Genomic DNA, 22,705 nt, shown 5'->3' with positions numbered 1-22,705 from the left:
GTTGGGCTCATGAGTCGAGCATCCTCTCGTGCCCTCAAGCACCCGCCGGTCGCGGCGCCCTCCGAGCCGGCGGGTGCGCCTTCAGATTTCCCCGAGCTTGGCGTCGCCATCGACCGCGCGCGCCGGCGAGGGCGGGGAGCACAATCCAATGCCACCGGCCGCTACGAGGCCGAGGCGCGCGTCGCTTTCGATGACGGCTGGCAGAGCCTGGAAGAGCTGCCGCCGTTCAGGACCACGGTCGGTGTCGACACCTCGCGCAAGGTCATCACCCGGAACGACTCCCCCGACATCGGCTTCGACCGCTCGATCAATCCGTATCGCGGCTGCGAGCATGGCTGTGTCTATTGCTTCGCGAGGCCGACACATGCCTATCTCGGCCTCTCGCCGGGGCTGGACTTCGAGTCAAAACTGTTCGCGAAGCCTGAGGCACCTTCGCTGCTGGAGAAGGAGCTCGCCGCACCCGGCTACGAGCCGCGGATGATCGCGATCGGCACCAACACCGATCCCTATCAGCCGATCGAACGCGAGCGAAAGATCATGCGCGGCATCCTCGAGGTGCTGGAACGCGCTAGCCATCCGGTCGGCATCGTCACCAAGTCGGCGCTGGTCGTGCGCGACATCGACATTCTCGCGCGGATGGCCAAGCGCAACCTCGCCAAGGTCGCGATATCCGTCACCTCGCTCGACCCGAAGCTGGCGCGCACCATGGAGCCGCGGGCCTCGACACCACCGAGGCGGCTGGAGGCGCTGAAGCAGCTCTCTGATGCCGGCATTCCCACCACGGTGATGGTTGCGCCCGTGATTCCGGCGCTGAACGATTCCGAGATCGAACGAATCCTCGATGCCGCCGCCCACGCCGGCGTCAAGGAGGCCTCGTACGTGCTGCTGCGGTTGCCGCTGGAGGTCCGCGATCTCTTCCGCGAATGGCTGATGGCGAACTATCCGGACCGCTACCGCCACGTCTTCACCCTGATCCGCGACATGCGCGGCGGACGCGACTACGATGCGAAATGGGGCGAGCGGATGAAGGGCACCGGCCCGATGGCCTGGACCATCGGCCGCCGCTTCGAGATCGCCTGCGACAGACTCGGCCTCAACAAGCGGCGCTCCAAGCTGACGACGGACCACTTTGCGCGGCCGAAGCGGAACGGCGACCAGCTCAGCCTGTTCTGACCGGACAAACGGAAGAGGCATAGCGTGGTTAAGGAACTCGCCGTGCCGGTGCCACGACTGACCGTCATTACGTTGGGTGTCAGCGACATCCGCGCGAGTATCGCGTTTTACGACGCACTCGGCTTCTCGCGCCGCCTGAAGGCGACCGGCGAGGCGGTCGCCTTCTACGACACCGGAGGTCCGGTGCTCGCGCTTTATCATTGGGATCGGCTCGCGGCCGACGCATCGGTGCCTGACCGGCCGAGGCCCACGACCTTTCGTGGCACCACGCTCGCCTGGAATTGCGCGACGCGCGGGGAGGTCGATCAGGTGCTGGCCTTCGCCATCGGGAAGGGAGCCGCCTTGCTGAAGGCGGCGCACGAGACCGATTACGGTGGCTATTGCGGCTATTTTGCTGATCCCGACGGCCATGTCTGGGAGGTCGTGGTCGCGCCTGGCATCGAGGTGGGCGAGGACCGACGGGTGCATCTGGCGGAATAGGGGCGGCCAGCCTGAATAACGGGAATTATCCTGGGTTCCAGGTTGCGCTGGCGAAGCCCCTTGCGCACGATCCCGGCCATGATTCGGGACAAGTCCGCCAAGAATCCAGCCAAAGACGCGCCCAAGAAGCAGGCCGCGAAGAAGGCCGCGCCTGACAAGGCGGTCAAGACGCCTGCGGCTGGCGCTCCGCAGGTTGCTGCCGGCAAGAAAGGTATCATTGCCATTGCTCCCCCCAGCTTTCGTCGCGAGCGCGCGTTGATCAAGCGCGGCGTCTGGCCGGTCGCCGGTTGCGACGAGGCCGGCCGCGGCCCGCTCGCCGGCCCCGTGGTGGCGGCGGCGGTGATTCTCGATCCCGACCGCATTCCGCGCGGCATCGATGATTCCAAGCGCCTGACCGCCGAGGAGCGCGAAAAACTGTTCGACAAGATCTGCGCCACCGCGCAGGTCTCGGTTGTCGTCGCCTCGCCCGCGCGCATCGACCGCGACAACATCCTGCGCGCCTCGTTATGGGCGCTGAAGCGCGCCGTGGTGGCACTGCCCGAGACGCCCAGGCACGTCTTCGTCGACGGCCGCGACCGGCTCGACACGGAATGCGATTGCGAGGCGGTGATCGGCGGCGACGGCATCGTGCTGTCGATCGCCGCGGCATCCATTGTCGCCAAGGTTACCCGCGACCGGCTGATGTGCGCGCTGGCGCAGGACTGCCCCGGCTACGGCTTCGAGCAGCACAAGGGCTATGCCGTCCCCGAACATCTCGAGGCGCTCGACCGTTTCGGCCCGTCCATCCATCACCGCAGCTTCTTCGCCCCCGTCGCCGCCGCCCGCGCCAAGCACATGCCTTGGACCGTCGCGCCGGAGCGGGACTTGTTCTCGGTGACCGAGGTCGAGGTACAGATGGACGCGCAAATTGAGATCGACGGATCGGCAACTCTCTAGGACGACGGCCCCGCCGCACCCTCATCCGTCATGGCCCGGCTTGATCCGGCCATCCGCGTGTGGATCTTCGGGCCTTCGCCGCGCCGGCTTCGACCGCGCAGGCGGGATAAGCCCGGGCATGACGAGCACACCAAAGTTGCCACGACGCGCAGCGCCCATTATCAAATCGAATGTGAGCGAATAGGGCCGGCTGGACTGGCTGCATCATTCGGACGTTGCATGCGGTTTACCTCCCTGGTCATCGAGCTCATTCGCGCCCGGCCGCGGCTGATCGTATGGATCGCCGTGCTGCTTCAGGCGGCGATGTGGCTGTTCGTGGCGCTGGTGTTCTACCGCAGCCCGCCCGGCACTCTTGCGACGCTGCTGGCCTTCGGCCGCGAGTACCAGGTCGGCACCGACCTCGGCCCGCCGCTGCCGGTCTGGCTCGCCGACATCGCCTATCGCGCGGCCGGCGGTCATATGTTCGGCGTCTATGTGCTTGCCGAGGTGTGCGAGATCGCGACCTTCATCGCGCTCTTTCATCTGTCTCGCGCCGTGGTCGGCTCCCAGCACGCGGTGCTCGCCGTGCTCCTGACCATGACCGCGCTGGCGTTCTCCTCGTCCGCGCTCGACTTCGGGCCGCTGGTCCTGGCGCGGCCGCTCTGGGCGCTATTGCTGCTGCACTCCTGGCAGATCATCGGCCAGCGCCGCGGCAATGCCTGGTTCGCCTGGTCGATCGAAGCGGGACTCTTGCTGCTGACGACGCCTGCGGCGATCTTTCTCCTCCTGCTGATCATCATCTTCGCGATCTCGACCGCAGCCGGGCGCAGGACGCTGCGCGGGCTCGATCCGCTGTTTGCACTGATCGTCGTCGCCGTGCTGGCGCTACCCTATGCGGTCTGGCTGATGCGCGCCGAGACGTTGACGCTGCCGGCCTTGCCGCAAGTCACCGAGCTCAACGCCCGCGCCCTGCATGTGGCCTGGCTGCTCGGAGGATTGGTGCTCGGGGCGGCGACGATTCCGGCGCTGACCTTTCTCAATACCGGGCTGTTCGCCGACAAGGGCGAGGAGCCGCCGATCATCTATCGCCCACCGGTCGAGCCGCTCGCGCGCAGCTTCGTCTACTTCTTCGCGCTGGCTCTGCCACTCGGCGCGGTGCTGATCTCCGGCTTGATGGGGCTCGACTCCGTCGTCGGCGGCGCCGGTGTCGTGCTGGTCATGTCGGGGCTCGCCGCGGTCGTCGCGGCCGGCGATCTCATCGCGATGCGCCGCGCGCGGATGCTGCGCATGGTCTGGGCTGCCGCCGTCGTCGCACCCGCCGCCGGTGTGGTGCTCGCCGTGCTGTTCGTGCCCTGGACCGGTGCCAACGAGATTGCGACCTCGATGCCGGCGCGTGCGATCTCAGACTTCTTCGACGAGAGCTTTGCCCGCCGCACCAACCATCGCTTGCGTGCCGTCGCCGGCGAGCCCCAGCTCGCCAGCCTGATCGCACTGCATTCCGGCCGGCCGCATCTCTTCATCGACGCCGATCCGGCACGCACGCCGTGGATGAATCGGTCCAAGTTCAGCGAAACTGGCGGCGTCGTGGTCTGGCGCGCCTCCGATACCGCCGGAACCCCGCCGCCGGACATCCTCAAGCGCTTCCCCGGCATCGTGCCTGAAGTCCCGCGCGCCTTCGAATGGCTGGTGACGGGCCGCCAGCCGCTGCTGCGCATCGGCTGGGCCATCGTGCGGCCGAAGGGGACGTGAGGTGCTCTCTCCGCCGTCATTGCGCGGAGCCCTTGCGACGAAGATTCCATGGGGAGTGGATAGCGACCAGGTCTGAGGCCAGACTGAGGGTTGCTGAATCCATTCAACCTGGAGACGACGATGTTGCTCGATCATCCTTCCGACGGACTGGCCGCTATCCGCACGCAGTTTGGCGCAATTTTTGTGTCATTGGAACTGAGCCGTTCGACATGGCTGGTCACTTCGCTGTCGCCCTGCAAGGGCGAGAAGATGTCCAAACGCAGCATGAAGGCCGGCGACCTTTCGGAACTGTTGAAGCTGTTTGCGGAGCTGAAGCGCAAGGCGCAGGCGCGAACGGGTGAGAGCTATCCGATCATCACGATCCAGGAGGCGGGGCTGGACGGGTTCTGGCTTCACCGCGCCCTGCAGCAGGAAGGCATCGAGAGCCACGTAGTCGATCCGGCCTCGATTGCGACGCCGCGCCGGCGCCGGCGGGCCAAGACGGACCGGCTGGATGGCGAGACGCTGTTGCGGACGCTGCTGGCCTACAAGCGCGGCGAGGTACGGGTCTGCGCCATGGTCGTTGCGCCCTCTCCGGCAGAGGAGGACCGCCGTAGGCTGTGCCGCGAGCGAGAGACCTTGATCGCGGAGCGGATCGAGCATGTGAACCGGATCAAGGGTCTTCTGTTCGCGCAAGGGATCTTCGACTACGCGCCGCTGCGGCGAGACCGGCGGAAGCGGCTGGAGGCCTTGCGGACGGGCGACGGGCGCGCCTTGCTGGCGCATCTGAAGGCGCAGATCAGCCGCGAACTCGACCGGCTCGAACTGCTGCTCGACCAGATCACGGCGGTGGAGCGCGAGCAGGATGCGTTGCTGGCCGCGAGCAAGGCGGCGGGGGAGAAGACCGTATCGAACCCGGTGGCAATGCTGCTCGAACTGAAGAGCCTGGGCCCGAACTTCACGGCCGTTCTCTGGTCGGAGGCCTTTTACCGGCAGTTCGCCAACCGCCGCCAGATTGCATCCTATGCCGGCCTTGCAGCCACGCCATGGCGCAGTGGCGGCATCGAGCGCGAGCAAGGCGTGTCGAAGGCTGGCAATCCGCGCCTGAGAACCACGATGATCCAGCTCGCCTGGCTCTGGGTACGCCACCAGCCTCAATCGGCTTTGACCCAGTGGTTCAAGGTGCACAGCCAACGCGGCCGCAAGCGCGCGATCGTGGCGCTCGCGCGCAAGCTGCTCGTGGCCCTCTGGAAGTACGTGACCGCGGGCGTGGTGATCGAGGGAGCCGAGATAAAGGCCGCCGCCTGACACCACGCTCCTCAGCCTCAAAGCCAATCCGCCGAGATTGATCAGCCTCGGCCGATCCGGGTGGACGAACCGATGGATTGCATGGCTTCAAACGCCGTAACGAAGAATGGTCTCGTCCTCTCGAGCCTGCCCGCCGCAAGCGGAATGTTGGTGCAGCCGCCGCCGCGCGGCGACCGAATGTGAGTTTGATCTGGCAAGCAAACCAGATTGCAAAAACCGGCTCGACCCTTGGATCGCCTGACGAAAAGGAGTTATCCGCCCGCTGCCCCGACTGCCAAAGCCTGATGGCGTGCTCGCTCGAGTCAAGGCCAAGTCGCTTCGCGACGGCCCTACGGGCCGACCTTGACTCGATCTGCGCGCGCCATCCTACGTGCTCCACGGTCGGGACGAAGAGCTGGCCTGCAATCGAACAAAGAGCTGAACAAACCGCCTTGACACACCAAATCCCCATGTGAGCAATCCAGAGTCTCTCTCCGGAAAGATTCTGGATTTGCTTCGCTGCGCTCGCAATGACGGGGAGAGAGCGTTCTGCCCCTCGCTATCCCGACAGCACCTTCGCGACTGCGCGCAAATCCTGCCAGGCCAGCCGCTTGTATGACGGCGAGCGCAACAGATAGGCCGGATGGAAGGTCGGCAGCGCGCGGATGGTGCGTGCGCCGGTGTCATAATCGAACCAGCGCCCGCGGGTGCGCATGATGCCTTCGCGCGTTCCCAGCAGCGTCTGGGTCGAGGGATTGCCGAGCGTCACCAGCACATCCGGGTTCACCAGCTCGATCTGGCGCTGGATGAAGGGCAGGCAGATCTGCGTCTCCTGCGGCGTCGGCGTGCGGTTGCCGGGCGGCCGCCAGGGAATGACGTTGGCGATGTAGGCTGTGGTGCGGTTGAGCCCTATGGCCCCCATCATCAGATCGAGCAGCTTGCCGCTGCGCCCGACGAAGGGCAGTCCCTCGATGTCCTCGTCGCGCCCTGGCGCCTCGCCGACGAACATAATGCGCGCCTTGGGATTGCCGTCGGCGAACACCAGCCGTGTCGCGGTGTGCTTCAGCGCGCAGCCCTCGAAAGTTTGCATCAACTCGCGCAATGCCTCCAGCGTCGGGGCGGTGCGCGCGGCCTCACGCGCCGAGGCGATGGCGACGTCCGGTGCAGGCGCGGCTTCACCACGTATGACCGCGGGCGCGGCGACCGGCCGCGGCGCCTCGAGCGGTGCCGTGCGCGCGGAAGGTGGCGGAGCGTCGATTTCCGCCAGGCGGTCTATCGGTTCCTCCGCAAGCGCGCAGTCGACACCGGCCTCCAGATAGAAGGCGAGCAGCTCTCGGACGGTGGGTGCGGGTTCGGGGATCATGGGAAAGTCTGACTTTTATATCACCTTGGATGGCCTTGCATCCCGGCGGAACGCGATTCCGAGGTTGTCCTACCCGGAAAAATCGGAAACAAGAGGGCGCAAACGACCGAGGACCGTCTCAAGGGCTGAGATCAGATGAGCACCGAAGAACTTCCCCCGCGCGAATCCATGGAATTCGACGTCGTCATTGTCGGCGCCGGCCCCTCGGGTCTGTCGGCCGCGATCCGGCTGAAGCAACTCAATGCCGATCTCAATGTGGTCGTGGTGGAGAAGGGCTCCGAGGTCGGCGCACATATTCTCTCGGGCGCGGTGATCGACCCGGCCGGACTCGACAAGCTCATTCCGGACTGGCGGGAGGATGCCGACTGCCCGCTGAAGACGCAGGTCAAGGACGACCGCTTCTACTGGATGACGGGCGGCGGCGCGATCAAGCTGCCGAATTTCATGATGCCGCCGCTGATGGACAATCATCACTGCTATATCGGCTCGCTCGGCAATGTCTGCCGCTGGCTGGCGCGCAAGGCCGAGGCGCTCGGCGTCGAGATCTATCCGGGCTTTGCCGCGGCCGAGGTGCTCTACGACGAGGGGGGCAAGGTCAGGGGCATCGCCACCGGCGACATGGGAATCGGCCGCGACGGCAAGCCGAAGGATTCCTTTACCCGCGGTATGGAATTGCTCGGCAAGTACACGCTGTTTGCCGAAGGCGCCCGAGGCAGCCTGACCAAGCAGCTCATCAACAAATTCGCACTCGACGCCAAGGCTGAGCCGCCAAAATTCGGCATCGGCCTCAAGGAGGTTTGGCAGATCGATCCCGCCAAGCACCAGAAGGGCTTGATCCAGCATTCGTTCGGCTGGCCGCTCGACATGAAGACCGGCGGCGGCTCGTTCCTGTACCATTACGACGACAATCTCGTCGCTGTTGGCTTCGTCGTGCACCTCAATTACGACGATCCCTATCTGTCCCCGTTCGACGAATTCCAGCGCTTCAAGACCCATCCCTCGATCCGCGGCACCTTCGAAGGCGCCAAGCGGCTCGCTTATGGCGCGCGCGCCATCACCGAGGGCGGCTATCAGTCGGTGCCGAAGCTGAGCTTCCCCGGGGGCGCGCTGATCGGTTGCGCGGCCGGGTTCGTCAACGTGCCGCGCATCAAGGGCGTGCACAACGCGATGGGCACCGGCATGCTCGCCGCCGAGCACGTCGCAGCCGCGATTGCCGCCGATCGCGCCAATGACGAACTCGTCGAATACGAGAATGCCTGGCGCACGTCGTCGGTCGGCAAGGATTTGTTCCTGGTCCGCAACGTCAAGCCGCTGTGGTCGAAGTTCGGCACCGTGCTCGGCGTCGCGCTGGGCGGCTTCGACATGTGGTGCAACACGCTGTTCGGCGGCTCGCTGTTCGGCACCCAGTCGCACCTCAAGCCCGACCGCGCCACGCTCGATCCTGCCAAGAGCCACGCGCCGAGGAATTACCCGAAGCCCGATGGCAAGATCACCTTCGACAAGCTGTCCTCGGTGTTTTTGTCCAACACCAATCACGAGGAGGACCAGCCGATCCATCTGAAGGTGGCGGACATGAACCTCCAGAAGGCCTCCGAGCATGACGTCTTCGCCGGCCCCTCGAATCGCTACTGCCCGGCCGGCGTCTATGAATGGATCGAGGAGGGGGCGGGCCCGCGCTTCCAGATCAATGCCCAGAACTGCGTCCACTGCAAAACCTGCGACGTGAAGGATCCCAACGGCAACATCACCTGGGTTCCCCCGGAGGGCGGCGGCGGCCCGAACTACGAGGCGATGTAAGGGCGGGCTCACTGGTGATCTGACGCACGTTCGCGTGAGAACCCGGCCGCGGCCACCCGCCGCGGCCACGATAAGGCCATAGTAGCGGCGTCTTGGGGCGCGGGTGGCCGGTTTGGGGCGTGCGGAGGCGATCGTCCGGTCCGAATCCTTGCGGCGAAGCGCCAAAAGCGGCATTGTCGGCCTGACGGTTCCGGGTCCCGATGCCACCGGCCGCGTTCGCATGCGATACGGCCTTCTGCTGCAAACCCAGGCAATACCAACTCAAGGCGAGCCCTGATGTTTTCAAATCGTTTCAACCGCTGGACTGCTGCCGCCATCGTCCTCACCGCGATCACGACGGTCCCCGGCGCGGTGCTGGCGCAGACGCCGGATCATCCGGAGAGCACGGCGGCGCAGTTTCCGACCCGAAACGATCTGAAGTCGCTGACCGGTGCCGGCAGCTATCTCGCCGCGCGCCACGCCAGCGTCGAGCGTGACGCGGCGTCCGCCGCCGCATTCTATCGTTCGGCGCTCCGCACCGATCCGAAGAACAACGAGCTGCTCGACCGTGCCTTCATCTCCTCGGTCGCGGACGGCGACATCGACGAGGCGGTCAAGCTCGCCGAGCGCATCCTCACCATCGACAAGACCAACCGTGTCGCGCGTCTCGTCGTCGGCGTGCATGATCTCAAGCTGAAGAAGTACGCGGCTGCGCAGACCAATATCAACCAGTCGATCCGCGGTCCGATCACCGATCTCGTCGCCACGCTGCTGTCGGGCTGGGCCGCCTATGGTGCGGGCGATGCCAAGGGTGGTGTCGCCGCCATCGACAAGCTGGCAGGTCCGGAATGGTATCCGCTGTTCAAGGACCTTCATGCGGGCATGATCCTGGAGCTCTCCGGCAAGGAGAAGGACGCCGGCACCCGCTTCGAGCGCGCCTACAAGCTCGATGATTCCATGCTGCGCGTGACCGAGGCCTATGCGCGCTGGCTGTCGCGCAACAAGGATTCCGCCGCCGCGACCAATGTCTACCAGGCCTTCGACAAGAAGCTCGCGCGTCATCCGCTGATCCAGGAAGGTCTGCGCGAGACCAAGGCCGGCAAGAAGATGCCGCCGCTCGTGGATTCCGCGCAGGCCGGCGCCGCCGAAGCGCTCTATGGCATCGGCGCGACGCTGACCCGCCGCGGCGGCGAGGATCTGGCGCTGGTCTATCTCCAGCTCTCGCTCTACCTGCAGCCGAGCCATCCGCTGGCACTGCTCTCGCTCGCCGATCTCTACGAATCGGTGAAGCGGCCGCAGATGGCGATCAAGGTCTATGAGCGCGTGCCCGCGTCCTCGCCGCTCAAGCGCAACGCCCAGATTCAGCTCGCCATCGATCTCGACTCCGCCGACCGCACCGACGAGGCGATCAAGATCCTCAAGGGCGTCACTACGGAGGATCCCAAGGACCTCGAAGCCATCATGGCGCTCGGCAACATCGAGCGCGGCCGCAAGAAGTTCGGCGACTGCGGCGCGACCTACTCGCAAGGCATCGACGTGCTGCCGGCCGGCAACGACAAGGCCAACAGCGTCTGGTACTACTATCGCGGCATCTGCGAGGAGCGCTCCAAGCAGTGGGCCAAGGCCGAAGCCGACATGAAGAAGGCGCTCGAGCTGCAGCCCGACCAGCCGCACGTGCTCAACTATCTTGGCTATTCCTGGATCGACCAGGGCATCAATCTCGACGAGGGCATGAAGATGATCAAGCGCGCCGTCGAGCAGCGTCCCGACGACGGCTATATCGTCGATTCGCTCGGCTGGGCCTATTACCGCATCGGCAATTATGAGGAGGCGGTGAAGAACCTCGAGCGCGCGATCGATCTCAAGCCCGAGGATCCCACCATCAACGACCACCTCGGCGATGCCTATTGGCGCGTCGGCCGCACGCTGGAAGCCAAGTTCCAGTGGTCGCATGCGCGCGATCTCAAGCCCGAGCCGGAAGAGCTGCCGAAGATCGAGGCCAAGATCGCCAATGGCCTCACCGAGGATAATTCCAACTCTTCCGCGGCGCAGGCCGAGAAGAAGAAGGACGACGGCAAGGGCGGCTGAGATCTGGGGCAAGTTGGGGGCTGTCGCCGATGCCGGCGTTGATTGAAGAAGGGCGGGCGAAGGTCAATTTGAGCCTTCGCGTCATCGGCCGTCGTGCCGACGGCTATCATGATCTCGAAAGCGTGGTTGCGTTCGCCGACTGTGCCGACAGGCTCACGCTGGAGCCCGACGGCGAGCTGAAGCTCACCACCACCGGGCCGCTGGCTGCGGCTTGCGGCGACACTGCTGACAATCTCGTGCTCAAGGCCGCCAAGCTTCTGGCCGAGGCTGTCCCTGGCCTGAAGCTCGGCGCCTTCTCGCTCGACAAGGTGCTTCCGGTTGCCGCCGGCATCGGCGGCGGCTCAGCGGATGCCGCAGCGGCGCTGCGGCTCCTCGCGCGTCTCAATGATCTATCGCTCGATGATCCCCGCGTTCAGAAAGTCGCGCTCGCGACCGGCGCCGACGTGCCGGTGTGCCTCCTCTCGCGCGCCTGCGACATGACCGGCGTCGGCGAGCAGCTGTTGCCGCTCGCGCTGCCGAGCATGCCCTGCGTCTTGGTCAATCCGCGCGTGCCGGTTGCCACCAAGGACGTGTTCCAGGCGCTGGGCCTGCGCAACGGCGAGCTTCTGGTTGGCGCTACCTCGGTCCTCGAAGCGCCGGCGTGGCCGGAGGAGGGGGCCTCGATCGCCGATTGGGTCGAGGTTCTCGAAACGGTCGCCAATGACCTCGAAGCGCCGGCGATGCGCATCGAGCCTGTCATCGGCGAGGTGCTGGACGCCTTGCGTACGTCCGCCGGCGTCAAGCTCGCCCGGATGTCCGGCTCCGGCGCGACGTGCTTTGCGATCTACGGCGCACCGGTCGAGACGCACGCCGCCGCCGAAAAGATCCGCCGCGATCACCCCGGCTGGTGGGTGCATGCGGGGACGTTGAGCTAGCTCTGTTCGTCATAGCGAGCGTAGCGAAGCAATCCAAATCTCTCAGCGGTGACAGTCTGGATTGCTCACATGGGGATTTGGTGTGTCAAGGCGGTTTGTTCAGCTCTTTGTTCGATTGCAGGCCAGCTCTTCGTCCCGACCGTGGAGCACGTAGGATGGCGCGCGCAGATCGAGTCAAGGTCGGCCCGTAGGGCCGTCGCGAAGCGACTTGGCCTTGACTCGAGCGAGCACGCCATCAGGCTTTGGCAGTCGGGGCAGCGGGCGGATAACTCCTTTTCGTCAGGCGATCCAAGGGTCGAGCCGGTTTTTGCAATCTGGTTTGCTTGCCAGATCAAACTCACATTCGGTCGCTGCGCGGCGGCGGCTGCACCAACATTCCGCTTGCGGCGGGCAGGCTCGAGAGGACGAGACCATTCTTCGTTACGGCGTTTGAAGCCATGCAATCCATCGGTTCGTCCACCCGGATCGGCCGAGGCTGATCAATCTCGGCGGATTGGCTTTGAGGCTGAGGAGCGTGGTGTCAGGCGGCGGCCTTTATCTCGGCTCCCTCGATCACCACGCCCGCGGTCACGTACTTCCAGAGGGCCACGAGCAGCTTGCGCGCGAGCGCCACGATCGCGCGCTTGCGGCCGCGTTGGCTGTGCACCTTGAACCACTGGGTCAAAGCCGATTGAGGCTGGTGGCGTACCCAGAGCCAGGCGAGCTGGATCATCGTGGTTCTCAGGCGCGGATTGCCAGCCTTCGACACGCCTTGCTCGCGCTCGATGCCGCCACTGCGCCATGGCGTGGCTGCAAGGCCGGCATAGGATGCAATCTGGCGGCGGTTGGCGAACTGCCGGTAAAAGGCCTCCGACCAGAGAACGGCCGTGAAGTTCGGGCCCAGGCTCTTCAGTTCGAGCAGCATTGCCACCGGGTTCGATACGGTCTTCTCCCCGCCGCCTTGCTCGCGGCCAGCAACGCATCCTGCTCGCGCTCCACCGCCGTGATCTGGTCGAGCAGCAGTTCGAGCCGGTCGAGTTCGCGGCTGATCTGCGCCTTCAGATGCGCCAGCAAGGCGCGCCCGTCGCCCGTCCGCAAGGCCTCCAGCCGCTTCCGCCGGTCTCGCCGCAGCGGCGCGTAGTCGAAGATCCCTTGCGCGAACAGAAGACCCTTGATCCGGTTCACATGCTCGATCCGCTCCGCGATCAAGGTCTCTCGCTCGCGGCACAGCCTACGGCGGTCCTCCTCTGCCGGAGAGGGCGCAACGACCATGGCGCAGACCCGTACCTCGCCGCGCTTGTAGGCCAGCAGCGTCCGCAACAGCGTCTCGCCATCCAGCCGGTCCGTCTTGGCCCGCCGGCGCCGGCGCGGCGTCGCAATCGAGGCCGGATCGACTACGTGGCTCTCGATGCCTTCCTGCTGCAGGGCGCGGTGAAGCCAGAACCCGTCCAGCCCCGCCTCCTGGATCGTGATGAGCGGATAGCTCTCACCCGTTCGCGCCTGCGCCTTGCGCTTCAGCTCCGCAAACAGCTTCAACAGTTCCGAAAGCTCGCCGGCCTTCATGCTGCGTTTGGACATCTTCTCGCCCTTGCAGGGCGACAGCGAAGTGACCAGCCATGTCGAACGGCTCAGTTCCAATGACACAAAAATTGCGCCAAACTGCGTGCGGATAGCGGCCAGTCCGTCGGAAGGATGATCGAGCAACATCGTCGTCTCCAGGTTGAATGGATTCAGCAACCCTCAGTCTGGCCTCAGACCTGGTCGCTATCCACTCCCCATGGAATCTTCGCTACGCTCGCAATGACGTGGATATAGTCGAGCTAGCCTAAGCCATCCTCGGCCAATTCCAGAAACCGCCGGATCTCGTCCAACACCTCCTGCGGCTTGTCATGCTGCAGCCAGTGTCCCGCCCCGGCGATGGTCTTGATGCGCGCGTTCTGGAAATAGCGCTCCAGGCCTGCGGCCTTTGCGCCGGCCAGAAAACTTTTGCCGGCATTGAGCAGCAGCGTCGGGCAGGCGATGCGTGACCACAAGGCGACGTGATCGTCGGGCCAGAGCCGGTGCGGCGCGCTGGCACGTTGGTAGGGATCGAACTTCCAGCTATAGGTGCCGTCCTCGTTCCGTCGCGCGCCATGCGTGGCGAGATGCAGCGCGAGGTCGCGCGACAGCCGCCTGTTGTGAAGCACCATCTGCGCGGCCGCGTCCGCTAGAGTCGAATATCGACGCGGCGTCCGGTCGTGCAGCTTGTCGAGTTGGGCCACCCATTTGCCGATGCGCTCATGCACCGGCGGCTTTGGTGCATCTGGCAACATGGTCACGCCGTCGAGGACGACCAGCTTCGTGACCTGCTCGGGGAATGAACCTGAAAAGATCAGGCTCACCATGCCGCCCATCGAATGGCCGATGAGACCGACTTGAGGCGCTGCAATGGTGCGGACGAGCTGGGTAAGATCGTAGACATATTCGGTCAGCGCGTAGCTGCCGCCCCTCGTCCAATCGGAATCGCCGTGACCGCGCAGGTCGGGTGCGAGCACGTGAAAATGCGGCTGCAACGATCGGGCGATGTGATCCCAGCTGCGGCAATGATCGCGGCCCCCATGGACCAGGATCAGAGCGGGCGCGCCCTCGTTGCCCCAGTCGGCGTAATGCAGCCGCAGGCCGTGCGATTCATAGAAGCGGCTTTGCGGGGTGCTAGCCATTTGCCGGCCGCCGCGCCAAGGCAAGCGAGAGGCCGAGGCCCGCGATGAAGACGCCGGAGCCTTGCGTGAGGCGCCGCATCAGCTGCGGCCGTCCGATCAGCTGCGCGCGCGTTGCCGAGGCCATCAGCACCACCACGACGTCGGCGAGTGTGTTCAGTGCCACCGAGATCGCACCGAGCAGGATGAATTGCAGCGTCGGGTTCGATCCCGCGGGATCGAGAAACTGCGGAATGAAGGCGAGAAAGAACGCCGCAGTCTTCGGATTCAGCGCCTCGACCAGCACGCCGTCGCGGAACGCGCGCTTGTCGCCGACGGCTTCGCTCTCGAGCGACTGCGCACGCACGGCGCCGCGAAACGTCCTGATGCCGAGCCAGACCAGATAGAGCGCGCCGACGAATTTCACGGCGGCAAACAGTTCCGCGCTGGCCAGGATGATCGCGGAGATGCCAAGACTGCCGGCCACGACATGGACCATGCCGCCCAGCGCCGTGCCCGCGGTCGAGGCAAAGCCGCTCGCGCGGCCGTCCGAAAGTGTTCGCGCCGCGACGTAAAAAATGCCGGGGCCGGGAATCGCCGCAATTAGGAATGCTGCGGCCAGGAACAGCCAGAAATTGGTTTCGGTCATCCTGTTTTCGTAGCTGAGCGAGCGGCGATTGCAAGGCCTCTCGCTTAGCCCATCCGGCGGAAGATCACGCTCGCATTGACGCCGCCGAAGCCGAACCCGTTGGAGATCGCATGCTGCATCGGCATCGGCCGTGCGGCACCGGCGACAATGTCGATGCCGTCAGCGCCAGGATCCGGGTTTTCGAGATTGAGCGTCGGCGGCGCGATCTGATCGCGCAGAGCGAGCACGGCGAAGATTGCTTCCAGCCCACCGGCCGCGCCGAGCAGATGGCCGGTGGCCGATTTGGTCGCGCTCACCGCAATGCCCCGATTGCGGCCGAACAGCGTGGCGATGGCGCCGAGCTCGCTCTCGTCGCCGGCCGGAGTCGACGTCGCGTGCGCGTTCAGGTGCTGCACATCCGGGGGCGCGAGCTTCGCCTGCCGTAGCGCGATCTCCATGGCGCGGCGGGCGCCGTCGCCATCCGGTGGACCCGATGTCATGTGATAGGCGTCCGCCGTCGTGCCGTAGCCGACGATCTCCGCGATCGGCTTCGCACCGCGCGCGAGCGCATGCTCCAGCGCCTCGACCACCAGGATGCCTGCACCTTCGCCCATGACAAAGCCGTCGCGGTCGCGATCGAACGGCCGCGAGGCGCGTGCGGGTTCGTCGTTGAAGCCGCTCGACAGGGCTCGCGCCGCCGCAAAGCCGCCGAGGCTGACGATATCGATGCAGGCCTCGGCGCCGCCGCAGATCGCGACATCGGCCTCGCCGAGGCGGATCATGCGTGCGGCATCGCCGATCGCCTGCACGCCGGCCGCGCAGGCCGTGACCGGCGTGCCCAGCGCGCCCTTGTAGCCGTATTTGATCGAGACGTGGCCGGCGGCGAGATTGGCGAGGAAGGAGGGAATCGTGAACGGCGACAGCCGCCGCGCGCCGCGCTGCTCGGTGGTGCGCACGGCCTCCGCCATTGCGGGAAAGCCGCCGACGCCGGAAGCGATGATCGTCGCGGTGCGCTCCAGCGCGGCTGCGTCCTGCGGCGTCCATCGGGCTTGCGCGACCGCTTCTGCCGTGGCGAGCAGTGCGAACAGAATGAAGCGGTCCATCTTGCGTTGGTCTTTGGGCGCCGCGGCCTGCGCCGGATCGAAGCCGCCTTCGGCATCATCGGCCTTGTCGGGCACGAGCCCGGCAATGCGCGCCGGCAGCGCCTGCGCCCATTCGGGCAGCGGCCGCAGCCCGCTTTGCCCGGCGAGCAACCGCCGCCACGACAATTCGACACCGTAGCCGAGCGGCGACACTGCGCCCATTCCCGTCACGACGATACGACGCATGTCAGTCTCCGGCCGGCGCGACGGCCGGGTTCATTGCCTTGAGTGAAGCGAGGTGCTTGCGCATGCCGCGGCTGGCGCGTGGCCCGGGAATGGCGATGGTATTGGCGAGCGTGATAGGCTGCATGTTGGCCGCGTCGACCACGACCGGATCGAACGGGCGTGCGCTGTTCCGGTTCGCCAGCAGGATGGATTCGCCTTTGGGCGCGAGATGCTTGTTGCCCCAGGCGAGCAGCGTAGCGATCACGGGAAAGAAATCCCGCGCCTTGTCCGTCAGCACATATTCGTAGCGTGGCGGCCGATCTTGATAGCGGCGGCGCGTGAACATGCCGCTCTCGGTGAGATGGGCGAGCCGCCGCGATAGGATGTTCGGTGCAATGCCGAGGTTTTGCGAGAACTCATCGAACCTCGTCGCCCCCTGAAATGCATCGCGCAGGATCAGGATGCTCCACCATTCGCCGACCGTTTCCACGGCGCGGCCGACGGGGCATTCCAGGATCGAGGGGGATTTTGGCTGCATGGCGGGAAAGTATGGGGGTTACTTGCAAAATGCAAGTGACTGGGTGTGCTAGGATGCGGAGCGAATGAGGCTGGGTTCTGCTGGTGAGACAAAGCGCAGTTGCTGCAAAGCCGGGGCCCATACTGCTGATCGCTGGATGTCGCATGGGGCCCGGCTCTGCGCAGCAGCGTTTCACGCTGCAGCGGGTCGGGGACACGAGAGCGAGCGGTGCCGGACGCGCCACACTCCGTCATTGCGAACGTAGCGAAGCAATCCAGGCCGTCTCCGCGACGGGATTCTGGATTGCTCACATGGGGATTTGGTGTGTCAAGGCGGTTTGTTCAGCTCTTTGTTCGATTGCAGGCCAGCTCTTCGTCCCGACCGTGGAGCACGTAGGATGGCGCGCGCAGATCGAGTCAAGGTCGGCCCGTAGGGCCGTCGCGAAGCGACTTGGCCTTGACTCGAGCGAGCACGCCATCAGGCTTTGGCAGTCGGGGCAGCGGGCGGATAACTCCTTTTCGTCAGGCGATCCAAGGGTCGAGCCGGTTTTTGCAATCTGGTTTGCTTGCCAGATCAAACTCACATTCGGTCGCCGCGCGGCGGCGGCTGCACCAACATTCCGCTTGCGGCGGGCAGGCTCGAGAGGACGAGACCATTCTTCGTTACGGCGTTTGAAGCCATGCAATCCATCGGTTCGTCCACCCGGATCGGCCGAGGCTGATCAATCTCGGCGGATTGGCTTTGAGGCTGAGGAGCGTGGTGTCAGGCGGCGGCCTTTATCTCGGCTCCCTCGATCACCACGCCCGCGGTCACGTACTTCCAGAGGGCCACGAGCAGCTTGCGCGCGAGCGCCACGATCGCGCGCTTGCGGCCGCGTTGGCTGTGCACCTTGAACCACTGGGTCAAAGCCGATTGAGGCTGGTGGCGTACCCAGAGCCAGGCGAGCTGGATCATCGTGGTTCTCAGGCGCGGATTGCCAGCCTTCGACACGCCTTGCTCGCGCTCGATGCCGCCACTGCGCCATGGCGTGGCTGCAAGGCCGGCATAGGATGCAATCTGGCGGCGGTTGGCGAACTGCCGGTAAAAGGCCTCCGACCAGAGAACGGCCGTGAAGTTCGGGCCCAGGCTCTTCAGTTCGAGCAGCATTGCCACCGGGTTCGATACGGTCTTCTCCCCCGCCGCCTTGCTCGCGGCCAGCAACGCATCCTGCTCGCGCTCCACCGCCGTGATCTGGTCGAGCAGCAGTTCGAGCCGGTCGAGTTCGCGGCTGATCTGCGCCTTCAGATGCGCCAGCAAGGCGCGCCCGTCGCCCGTCCGCAAGGCCTCCAGCCGCTTCCGCCGGTCTCGCCGCAGCGGCGCGTAGTCGAAGATCCCTTGCGCGAACAGAAGACCCTTGATCCGGTTCACATGCTCGATCCGCTCCGCGATCAAGGTCTCTCGCTCGCGGCACAGCCTACGGCGGTCCTCCTCTGCCGGAGAGGGCGCAACGACCATGGCGCAGACCCGTACCTCGCCGCGCTTGTAGGCCAGCAGCGTCCGCAACAGCGTCTCGCCATCCAGCCGGTCCGTCTTGGCCCGCCGGCGCCGGCGCGGCGTCGCAATCGAGGCCGGATCGACTACGTGGCTCTCGATGCCTTCCTGCTGCAGGGCGCGGTGAAGCCAGAACCCGTCCAGCCCCGCCTCCTGGATCGCGATGAGCGGATAGCTCTCACCCGTTCGCGCCTGCGCCTTGCGCTTCAGCTCCGCAAACAGCTTCAACAGTTCCGAAAGCTCGCCGGCCTTCATGCTGCGTTTGGACATCTTCTCGCCCTTGCAGGGCGACAGCGAAGTGACCAGCCATGTCGAACGGCTCAGTTCCAATGACACAAAAATTGCGCCAAACTGCGTGCGGATAGCGGCCAGTCCGTCGGAAGGATGATCGAGCAACATCGTCGTCTCCAGGTTGAATGGATTCAGCAACCCTCAGTCTGGCCTCAGACCTGGTCGCTATCCACTCCCCATGGAATCTTCGCTGCGCTCGCAATGACGCTGTGGAGACAGCGCACACATATCCATCACCGTCACCCTGAGGTGCTCGCCTCTTCGGCGAGCCTCGAGGGATAGGCTAACAATCGCGCGTCGATCGATAAAGAGTAAGCGCCGTCGCCTAATGCGACCGCGCCAAACAGAACGCCACGACCTGCTCCAGCGCGCTCTTCATCGGTGAGGGCGGGAACAGCGCGAGTGCATCGACGGCCATGTCGCCGTAGTGCTGGGCGCGGCTCAGCGTATCCTCGAGCGCGCGGTGCTTGTTCATCAGGCCGATGGCGTGATCGAGGTCGCCATCGCCGATCTCGCCGCGCTCAAGCGCCCGGATCCAGAACGCGCGCTCGGTGTCGTTGCCGCGGCGGAAGGCGAGCACGACGGGCAGGGTGATCTTGCCCTCGCGGAAATCGTCGCCGGTGTTCTTGCCGAGCTTGGCGCTCTTGCCGCCATAGTCGAGCACGTCATCGACGAGCTGGAAGGCGATGCCGAGATTCATGCCGACCGAGCGGCACGCGGTCTGCTCCGCCTTGGGGCGGTTGGCGATGACAGGGCCGACCTCGCAGGCGGCTGCGAACAATTCGGCGGTCTTGCCGCGGATCACGGCGAGATATTCGTCCTCGGTGGTCGCGGTGTTCTTGGCTGCGGCCAGCTGCATCACCTCGCCCTCGGCGATGGTGGCGGCGGCCGCGGAGAGGATGTCGAGCGCGCGCAGCGAGCCGACCTCGACCATCATGCGAAAGGCCTGTCCCAGCAGGAAGTCACCGACCAGCACGCTCGCCTCGTTGCCCCAGAGCATGCGCGCCGACAGCTTGCCGCGGCGCATCTCGCTCTCGTCGACGACGTCGTCGTGGAGCAGGGTGGCGGTATGCATGAACTCGACGGAGGCAGCCAGCTTGATATGGCCATCGCCGGTGTAGCCGGCGAGATTGGCCATGGCGAGCGTCAGCATCGGGCGCAGGCGTTTGCCCCCGGAGGAGATCAGGTGGTTGGCCACTTCCGGGATCATGGTCACATCCGAACCGGTCCGCGACAGGATCGTGGCGTTGACGCGCTCCATATCGGGGGCGACAAGGGCAACCAGCTCTTCGATCGACGCGCCAGGAGTTTCGAAAGGTACGATGACGGCCACGCCGGTCTCCAATATTTGCCCCGAAAGGGCTATTCTGATGGAAATACAATAGAAACTGGCGGCGGATGCGGCAAGGCCCGCGGAACCATTGACATTTGCCGCTTTAGCGACCTTCAGGCAGGAGACCTGCGTTTTGCGCGAACTGGTTCGGACCAACGATATGGTGCTGGTATCGGCGATTGGTGCGCTGCTCGACGGCGCCAACATCCATCATCTGGTGCTTGACCAGAACATGAGCATCATCGAGGGCTCGCTCGGTATTTTGCCGCGGCGGATCCTGGTTCATGAGGACGACGCCCAGGAGGCTAGGGAGCTCCTCACCGAAGCCGGCCTCAGCCACGAATTGCGCAGCGATGATTGAGGCCACAGATATTACCGAGGACGCCTTTCTCGGCGGGCAGTTGCGCTTGCGGCAGAAGCGATCCGGCCATCGCGCCGGGCATGACGCCATCCTGCTTGCGGCGGCGACCGGCGCCCAGGCCGGAGACCGCGTGGTCGATTTCGGCGCCGGCGTCGGCACGGCGGGGCTCGCGCTCGCTCGGCGCGTAGAGGGGATCAGGCTCAGCCTGGTCGAGATCGATCCGGAACTGGCGGAGCTCGCGCGGGCCAATGCCGCGGCGAACGCGATCGCCGCCGAGACCATCGTGCTCGACGTCACCGCGGATGCGCAGGCGTTTGCAGCAAACGGACTTCCGCCTGACAGTGTCGACGCAGTGCTGATGAACCCGCCCTTCAACGATCCCGCACGCCATCGCGGCTCGCCGGATCAGGCACGTCACGCCGCCCATGTGGCGACGGGGGAGACCCTGCATGCGTGGGTGCATGCAGCGCGGCGTATCCTCCGATCGAGCGGTGCGCTGACTCTGATCTGGCGCGCGGACGGAATCGCGGACGTCATGGCAGCGCTGTCACGCGGCTTCGGCAGCCTCGCGATCCTGCCGGTCCATGGCGAAGCGGGAAAGCCCGCGATCCGTGTTCTGGTCCGCGCAGTCAAAGGCGGCCGGGCTCCGACACGGTTGCTGCCGGGCCTCATGCTCAACGAAGAGTCAAACGTGCCTAAAAAAGAGGTAAGGGATATTCTGGAAGGAAAGGCGGAGGTGACGCTGGCGGAGCCGTGAGGCTTACTGCGGAAGCGATTCCGACTGCTGCTCTTGCGGAGAGGTGAAGCGAATCGCCGTGAAAAGCGCACCGATCAGCAGCATCAGCAGATAAATCTTCATGGCGTTTCCTCCGCTGCCTATTGCAGCTTCCCAACGGGAGATCTGCAAAACACGTTCCAGGCACTTCCAATGACACTCGCGTGATAAGAAATGGTTAATCAGAGGTAACGGCATGGCCGAACATTCGAACGATCGAGAGAGTTCCGGCCTGGCCGACAAGCTCATGCAATATCTGCCGGCGCGCTTCCGCCCCGGTGCGGCGGTGGTGCCGGTGGTGCGGCTGTCCGGCGTGATTGGTGCGGTGACGCCACTGCGTCCCGGCTTGACGCTTGCTGGCGTCGCGCGGGTGCTCGAGCGCGCGTTTTCCTATCGGCACGCCAAGGCCGTGGCGTTGGTGATCAATTCGCCCGGCGGCTCGCCGGTGCAGTCGCGCCAGATCTACTTGCGGATCAAGCAGCTGGCGGCGGAGAAGAAGCTGCCGGTGCTCGTGTTCGTCGAAGACGTCGCGGCCTCCGGCGGCTACATGATCGCCTGCGCCGGCGACGAGATCATCTGCGATCCCTCTTCGATCCTCGGTTCGATCGGTGTTGTCGGCGGCAGTTTCGGTTTTCAGGAGGCAATCAAGCGGCTCGGCATCGAGCGGCGCCTCTACACCGCAGGCGAACACAAGGCGATGCTCGACCCGTTCCTCCCGGAAAACCCCGATGACGTCGTCAGATTGAAGGCGATCCAGCGCGAGATCCACCAGATCTTCATCTCGCTGGTCAAGGAGAGTCGCGGCGCGCGGCTGAAGGGAGCGGACGACGCGCTGTTCACGGGCGAATACTGGGCCGGCGAGAGCGCCATCGCGCTGGGGCTCGCCGACGGCATCGGCGATCTCCGCTCAACTCTTCGTGCCCGCTATGGCGAGAAGGTTCTCACGCCCGTGATCGTGCAGCCGACTGGGCTGCTCTCCGGCCTCTTGGGGCGAAAAGCGCCCGGCGCGGGGCAGCTTTCGGCCCTGGAATCAATGGCCGGCCTGCCGGACGAACTGATCTCTGCGGTGGAGACGCGGGCGATTTGGGCGAAATTCGGGTTCTAGGCTCGGGCCCTCCCGCGCCATTTGGCCCGAGGTGAGCCAATTGCGGCGCAGGTCCATCTGCGCGACAATGTGCGTGGGGGCTGAGCATTGAATAAGGATCGACCGATGCCGCCGTTCGTCGCTTTCGCGGGCGTCCTGGGCGGGCTTGCCGTGGTCCGCTGGGCCTACAAGACCGCTGTCCGGATCAACCAGGAGCTGGAGGAGATGCGCCTGTCGCGCGTCGCTGAAGCCGCCCGTATGGGGGATATCCAGACGCTGAAGCGTGATCCCGTGACCGGAGCTTACCGGCCGGGGTAGCCGGCGCTCTTTTCGCACACCGTCATTCCGGGGGCGGTCGGCGGGACCGAACCCCGGTGCGCGATTGTGCACCTGAGAATCTCGAGATTCCGGGTCCGATGCTCCGGGCGTCCCGTCGCATCGTCCCGGAATGACAGCCATTTCCGCCCCCTTTGCCTTGATTCCCATCCCCGCCGTCGATAC

Annotated in this window: 20 protein-coding genes and 2 pseudogenes; 14 read left to right on the top strand and 8 right to left on the bottom strand. The window is 65.3% G+C overall.

The genetic code is table 11. The features are described from left to right. Nucleotides 1-9: 9 nt before the first annotated feature. The 5 genes from P6U27_RS27675 to P6U27_RS27655 all read left to right on the top strand — a co-directional run bounded on the left by P6U27_RS27675 (nucleotide 10) and on the right by P6U27_RS27655 (nucleotide 5,604). Nucleotides 10-1,173 (top strand): PA0069 family radical SAM protein, encoded by a 1,164-nt coding sequence (locus tag P6U27_RS27675; RefSeq protein ID WP_209294944.1) that lies wholly within the window; start codon nucleotides 10-12, stop codon nucleotides 1,171-1,173. Nucleotides 1,174-1,197: 24 nt separating this feature from the next. After that, nucleotides 1,198-1,653 (top strand): VOC family protein, encoded by a 456-nt coding sequence (locus P6U27_RS27670; protein ID WP_122404802.1) that lies wholly within the window; start codon nucleotides 1,198-1,200, stop codon nucleotides 1,651-1,653. Between the two features lie 78 nt (nucleotides 1,654-1,731). Further along, nucleotides 1,732-2,589 carry a ribonuclease HII gene (locus P6U27_RS27665; protein ID WP_407192849.1) on the top strand — a complete coding sequence of 286 codons (858 nt, stop codon included), beginning with the start codon at nucleotides 1,732-1,734 and terminating at the stop codon, nucleotides 2,587-2,589. A gap of 219 nt (nucleotides 2,590-2,808) precedes the next feature. Next, complete coding sequence (locus P6U27_RS27660) at nucleotides 2,809-4,317, top strand: glycosyltransferase family 39 protein (RefSeq protein ID WP_407192848.1); 1,509 nt, start codon at nucleotides 2,809-2,811, stop codon at nucleotides 4,315-4,317. 120 nt (nucleotides 4,318-4,437) lie between these two features. After that, entirely contained in the window at nucleotides 4,438-5,604 is a 1,167-nt protein-coding gene (locus P6U27_RS27655) for an IS110 family transposase (protein WP_122406408.1), read from the top strand. Nucleotides 5,605-6,142: 538 nt separating this feature from the next. Here the strand turns inward: P6U27_RS27655 and P6U27_RS27650 are convergent. Next, entirely contained in the window at nucleotides 6,143-6,946 is an 804-nt protein-coding gene (locus P6U27_RS27650) for a uracil-DNA glycosylase family protein (RefSeq protein WP_122404800.1), read from the bottom strand. Between the two features lie 135 nt (nucleotides 6,947-7,081). On the opposite strand from P6U27_RS27650, the gene P6U27_RS27645 reads away from it, so the two are divergent. From P6U27_RS27645 to P6U27_RS27625, 5 genes and pseudogenes are all read left to right on the top strand, one after another. Beyond that, the gene (locus P6U27_RS27645; RefSeq protein WP_122404799.1) at nucleotides 7,082-8,743 is read left to right on the top strand and encodes an electron transfer flavoprotein-ubiquinone oxidoreductase; all 1,662 of its coding nucleotides are present in this window, start codon (nucleotides 7,082-7,084) and stop codon (nucleotides 8,741-8,743) included. Nucleotides 8,744-9,019: 276 nt separating this feature from the next. Further along, nucleotides 9,020-10,345, top strand: a pseudogene (locus P6U27_RS27640) (hypothetical protein); the annotation flags it as partial. Beyond that, nucleotides 10,336-10,548, top strand: coding sequence for a hypothetical protein (locus P6U27_RS27635; protein ID WP_376707277.1), 213 nt, complete (start codon nucleotides 10,336-10,338; stop codon nucleotides 10,546-10,548). The pseudogene P6U27_RS27640 and the gene P6U27_RS27635, both read left to right, overlap by 10 nt. After that, the gene (locus P6U27_RS27630) at nucleotides 10,454-10,810 is read left to right on the top strand and encodes a tetratricopeptide repeat protein (protein WP_407194488.1); all 357 of its coding nucleotides are present in this window, start codon (nucleotides 10,454-10,456) and stop codon (nucleotides 10,808-10,810) included. Before P6U27_RS27635 ends, P6U27_RS27630 begins: the two co-directional genes overlap by 95 nt. Nucleotides 10,811-10,839: 29 nt before the next feature. After that, the gene (locus P6U27_RS27625; protein ID WP_162500401.1) at nucleotides 10,840-11,724 is read left to right on the top strand and encodes a 4-(cytidine 5'-diphospho)-2-C-methyl-D-erythritol kinase; all 885 of its coding nucleotides are present in this window, start codon (nucleotides 10,840-10,842) and stop codon (nucleotides 11,722-11,724) included. A gap of 520 nt (nucleotides 11,725-12,244) precedes the next feature. Here the strand turns inward: P6U27_RS27625 and P6U27_RS27620 are convergent. The 7 genes and pseudogenes from P6U27_RS27620 to P6U27_RS27590 all read right to left on the bottom strand — a co-directional run bounded on the left by P6U27_RS27620 (nucleotide 12,245) and on the right by P6U27_RS27590 (nucleotide 19,984). Next, nucleotides 12,245-13,410, bottom strand: a pseudogene (locus P6U27_RS27620) (IS110 family transposase). 113 nt (nucleotides 13,411-13,523) lie between these two features. Then, entirely contained in the window at nucleotides 13,524-14,402 is an 879-nt protein-coding gene (locus tag P6U27_RS27615; protein ID WP_122404796.1) for an alpha/beta fold hydrolase, read from the bottom strand. After that, nucleotides 14,395-15,027 (bottom strand): LysE family translocator, encoded by a 633-nt coding sequence (locus P6U27_RS27610; protein ID WP_122404795.1) that lies wholly within the window; start codon nucleotides 15,025-15,027, stop codon nucleotides 14,395-14,397. Before P6U27_RS27610 ends, P6U27_RS27615 begins: the two co-directional genes overlap by 8 nt. Nucleotides 15,028-15,071: 44 nt before the next feature. Then, entirely contained in the window at nucleotides 15,072-16,334 is a 1,263-nt protein-coding gene (gene fabF / locus P6U27_RS27605; protein ID WP_407192847.1) for a beta-ketoacyl-ACP synthase II, read from the bottom strand. Between the two features lies 1 nt (nucleotide 16,335). Further along, the gene (locus tag P6U27_RS27600) at nucleotides 16,336-16,851 is read right to left on the bottom strand and encodes a helix-turn-helix domain-containing protein (RefSeq protein ID WP_122404793.1); all 516 of its coding nucleotides are present in this window, start codon (nucleotides 16,849-16,851) and stop codon (nucleotides 16,336-16,338) included. A 741-nt stretch (nucleotides 16,852-17,592) separates the two neighbouring features. Then, nucleotides 17,593-18,759, bottom strand: coding sequence for an IS110 family transposase (locus tag P6U27_RS27595; RefSeq protein ID WP_122406392.1), 1,167 nt, complete (start codon nucleotides 18,757-18,759; stop codon nucleotides 17,593-17,595). Nucleotides 18,760-18,976: 217 nt separating this feature from the next. Beyond that, nucleotides 18,977-19,984: a polyprenyl synthetase family protein gene (locus P6U27_RS27590; protein ID WP_122406818.1), complete on the bottom strand. Its 1,008-nt coding sequence runs from the start codon at nucleotides 19,982-19,984 to the stop codon at nucleotides 18,977-18,979. Nucleotides 19,985-20,117: 133 nt separating this feature from the next. On the opposite strand from P6U27_RS27590, the gene P6U27_RS27585 reads away from it, so the two are divergent. The 4 genes from P6U27_RS27585 to P6U27_RS27570 all read left to right on the top strand — a co-directional run bounded on the left by P6U27_RS27585 (nucleotide 20,118) and on the right by P6U27_RS27570 (nucleotide 22,522). Continuing rightward, nucleotides 20,118-20,345, top strand: coding sequence for a DUF2007 domain-containing protein (locus tag P6U27_RS27585; RefSeq protein ID WP_122404792.1), 228 nt, complete (start codon nucleotides 20,118-20,120; stop codon nucleotides 20,343-20,345). Continuing rightward, the gene (locus P6U27_RS27580; protein WP_122404791.1) at nucleotides 20,338-21,102 is read left to right on the top strand and encodes a tRNA1(Val) (adenine(37)-N6)-methyltransferase; all 765 of its coding nucleotides are present in this window, start codon (nucleotides 20,338-20,340) and stop codon (nucleotides 21,100-21,102) included. Before P6U27_RS27585 ends, P6U27_RS27580 begins: the two co-directional genes overlap by 8 nt. Nucleotides 21,103-21,316: 214 nt before the next feature. Then, nucleotides 21,317-22,225, top strand: coding sequence for a S49 family peptidase (locus P6U27_RS27575; RefSeq protein ID WP_122404790.1), 909 nt, complete (start codon nucleotides 21,317-21,319; stop codon nucleotides 22,223-22,225). A gap of 105 nt (nucleotides 22,226-22,330) precedes the next feature. Beyond that, nucleotides 22,331-22,522: a hypothetical protein gene (locus tag P6U27_RS27570; RefSeq protein WP_028178670.1), complete on the top strand. Its 192-nt coding sequence runs from the start codon at nucleotides 22,331-22,333 to the stop codon at nucleotides 22,520-22,522. The last annotated feature ends 183 nt before the right edge of the window (nucleotides 22,523-22,705 follow it).

Source organism: Bradyrhizobium sp. STM 3566 (genome assembly GCF_045571445.1).
Classification (GTDB): Bacteria; Pseudomonadota; Alphaproteobacteria; order Rhizobiales; family Xanthobacteraceae; genus Bradyrhizobium; species Bradyrhizobium vignae.
The sequence above is the reverse complement of the archived record's forward strand: the minus strand, read 5'-3'. Positions and strand labels throughout refer to the sequence as shown.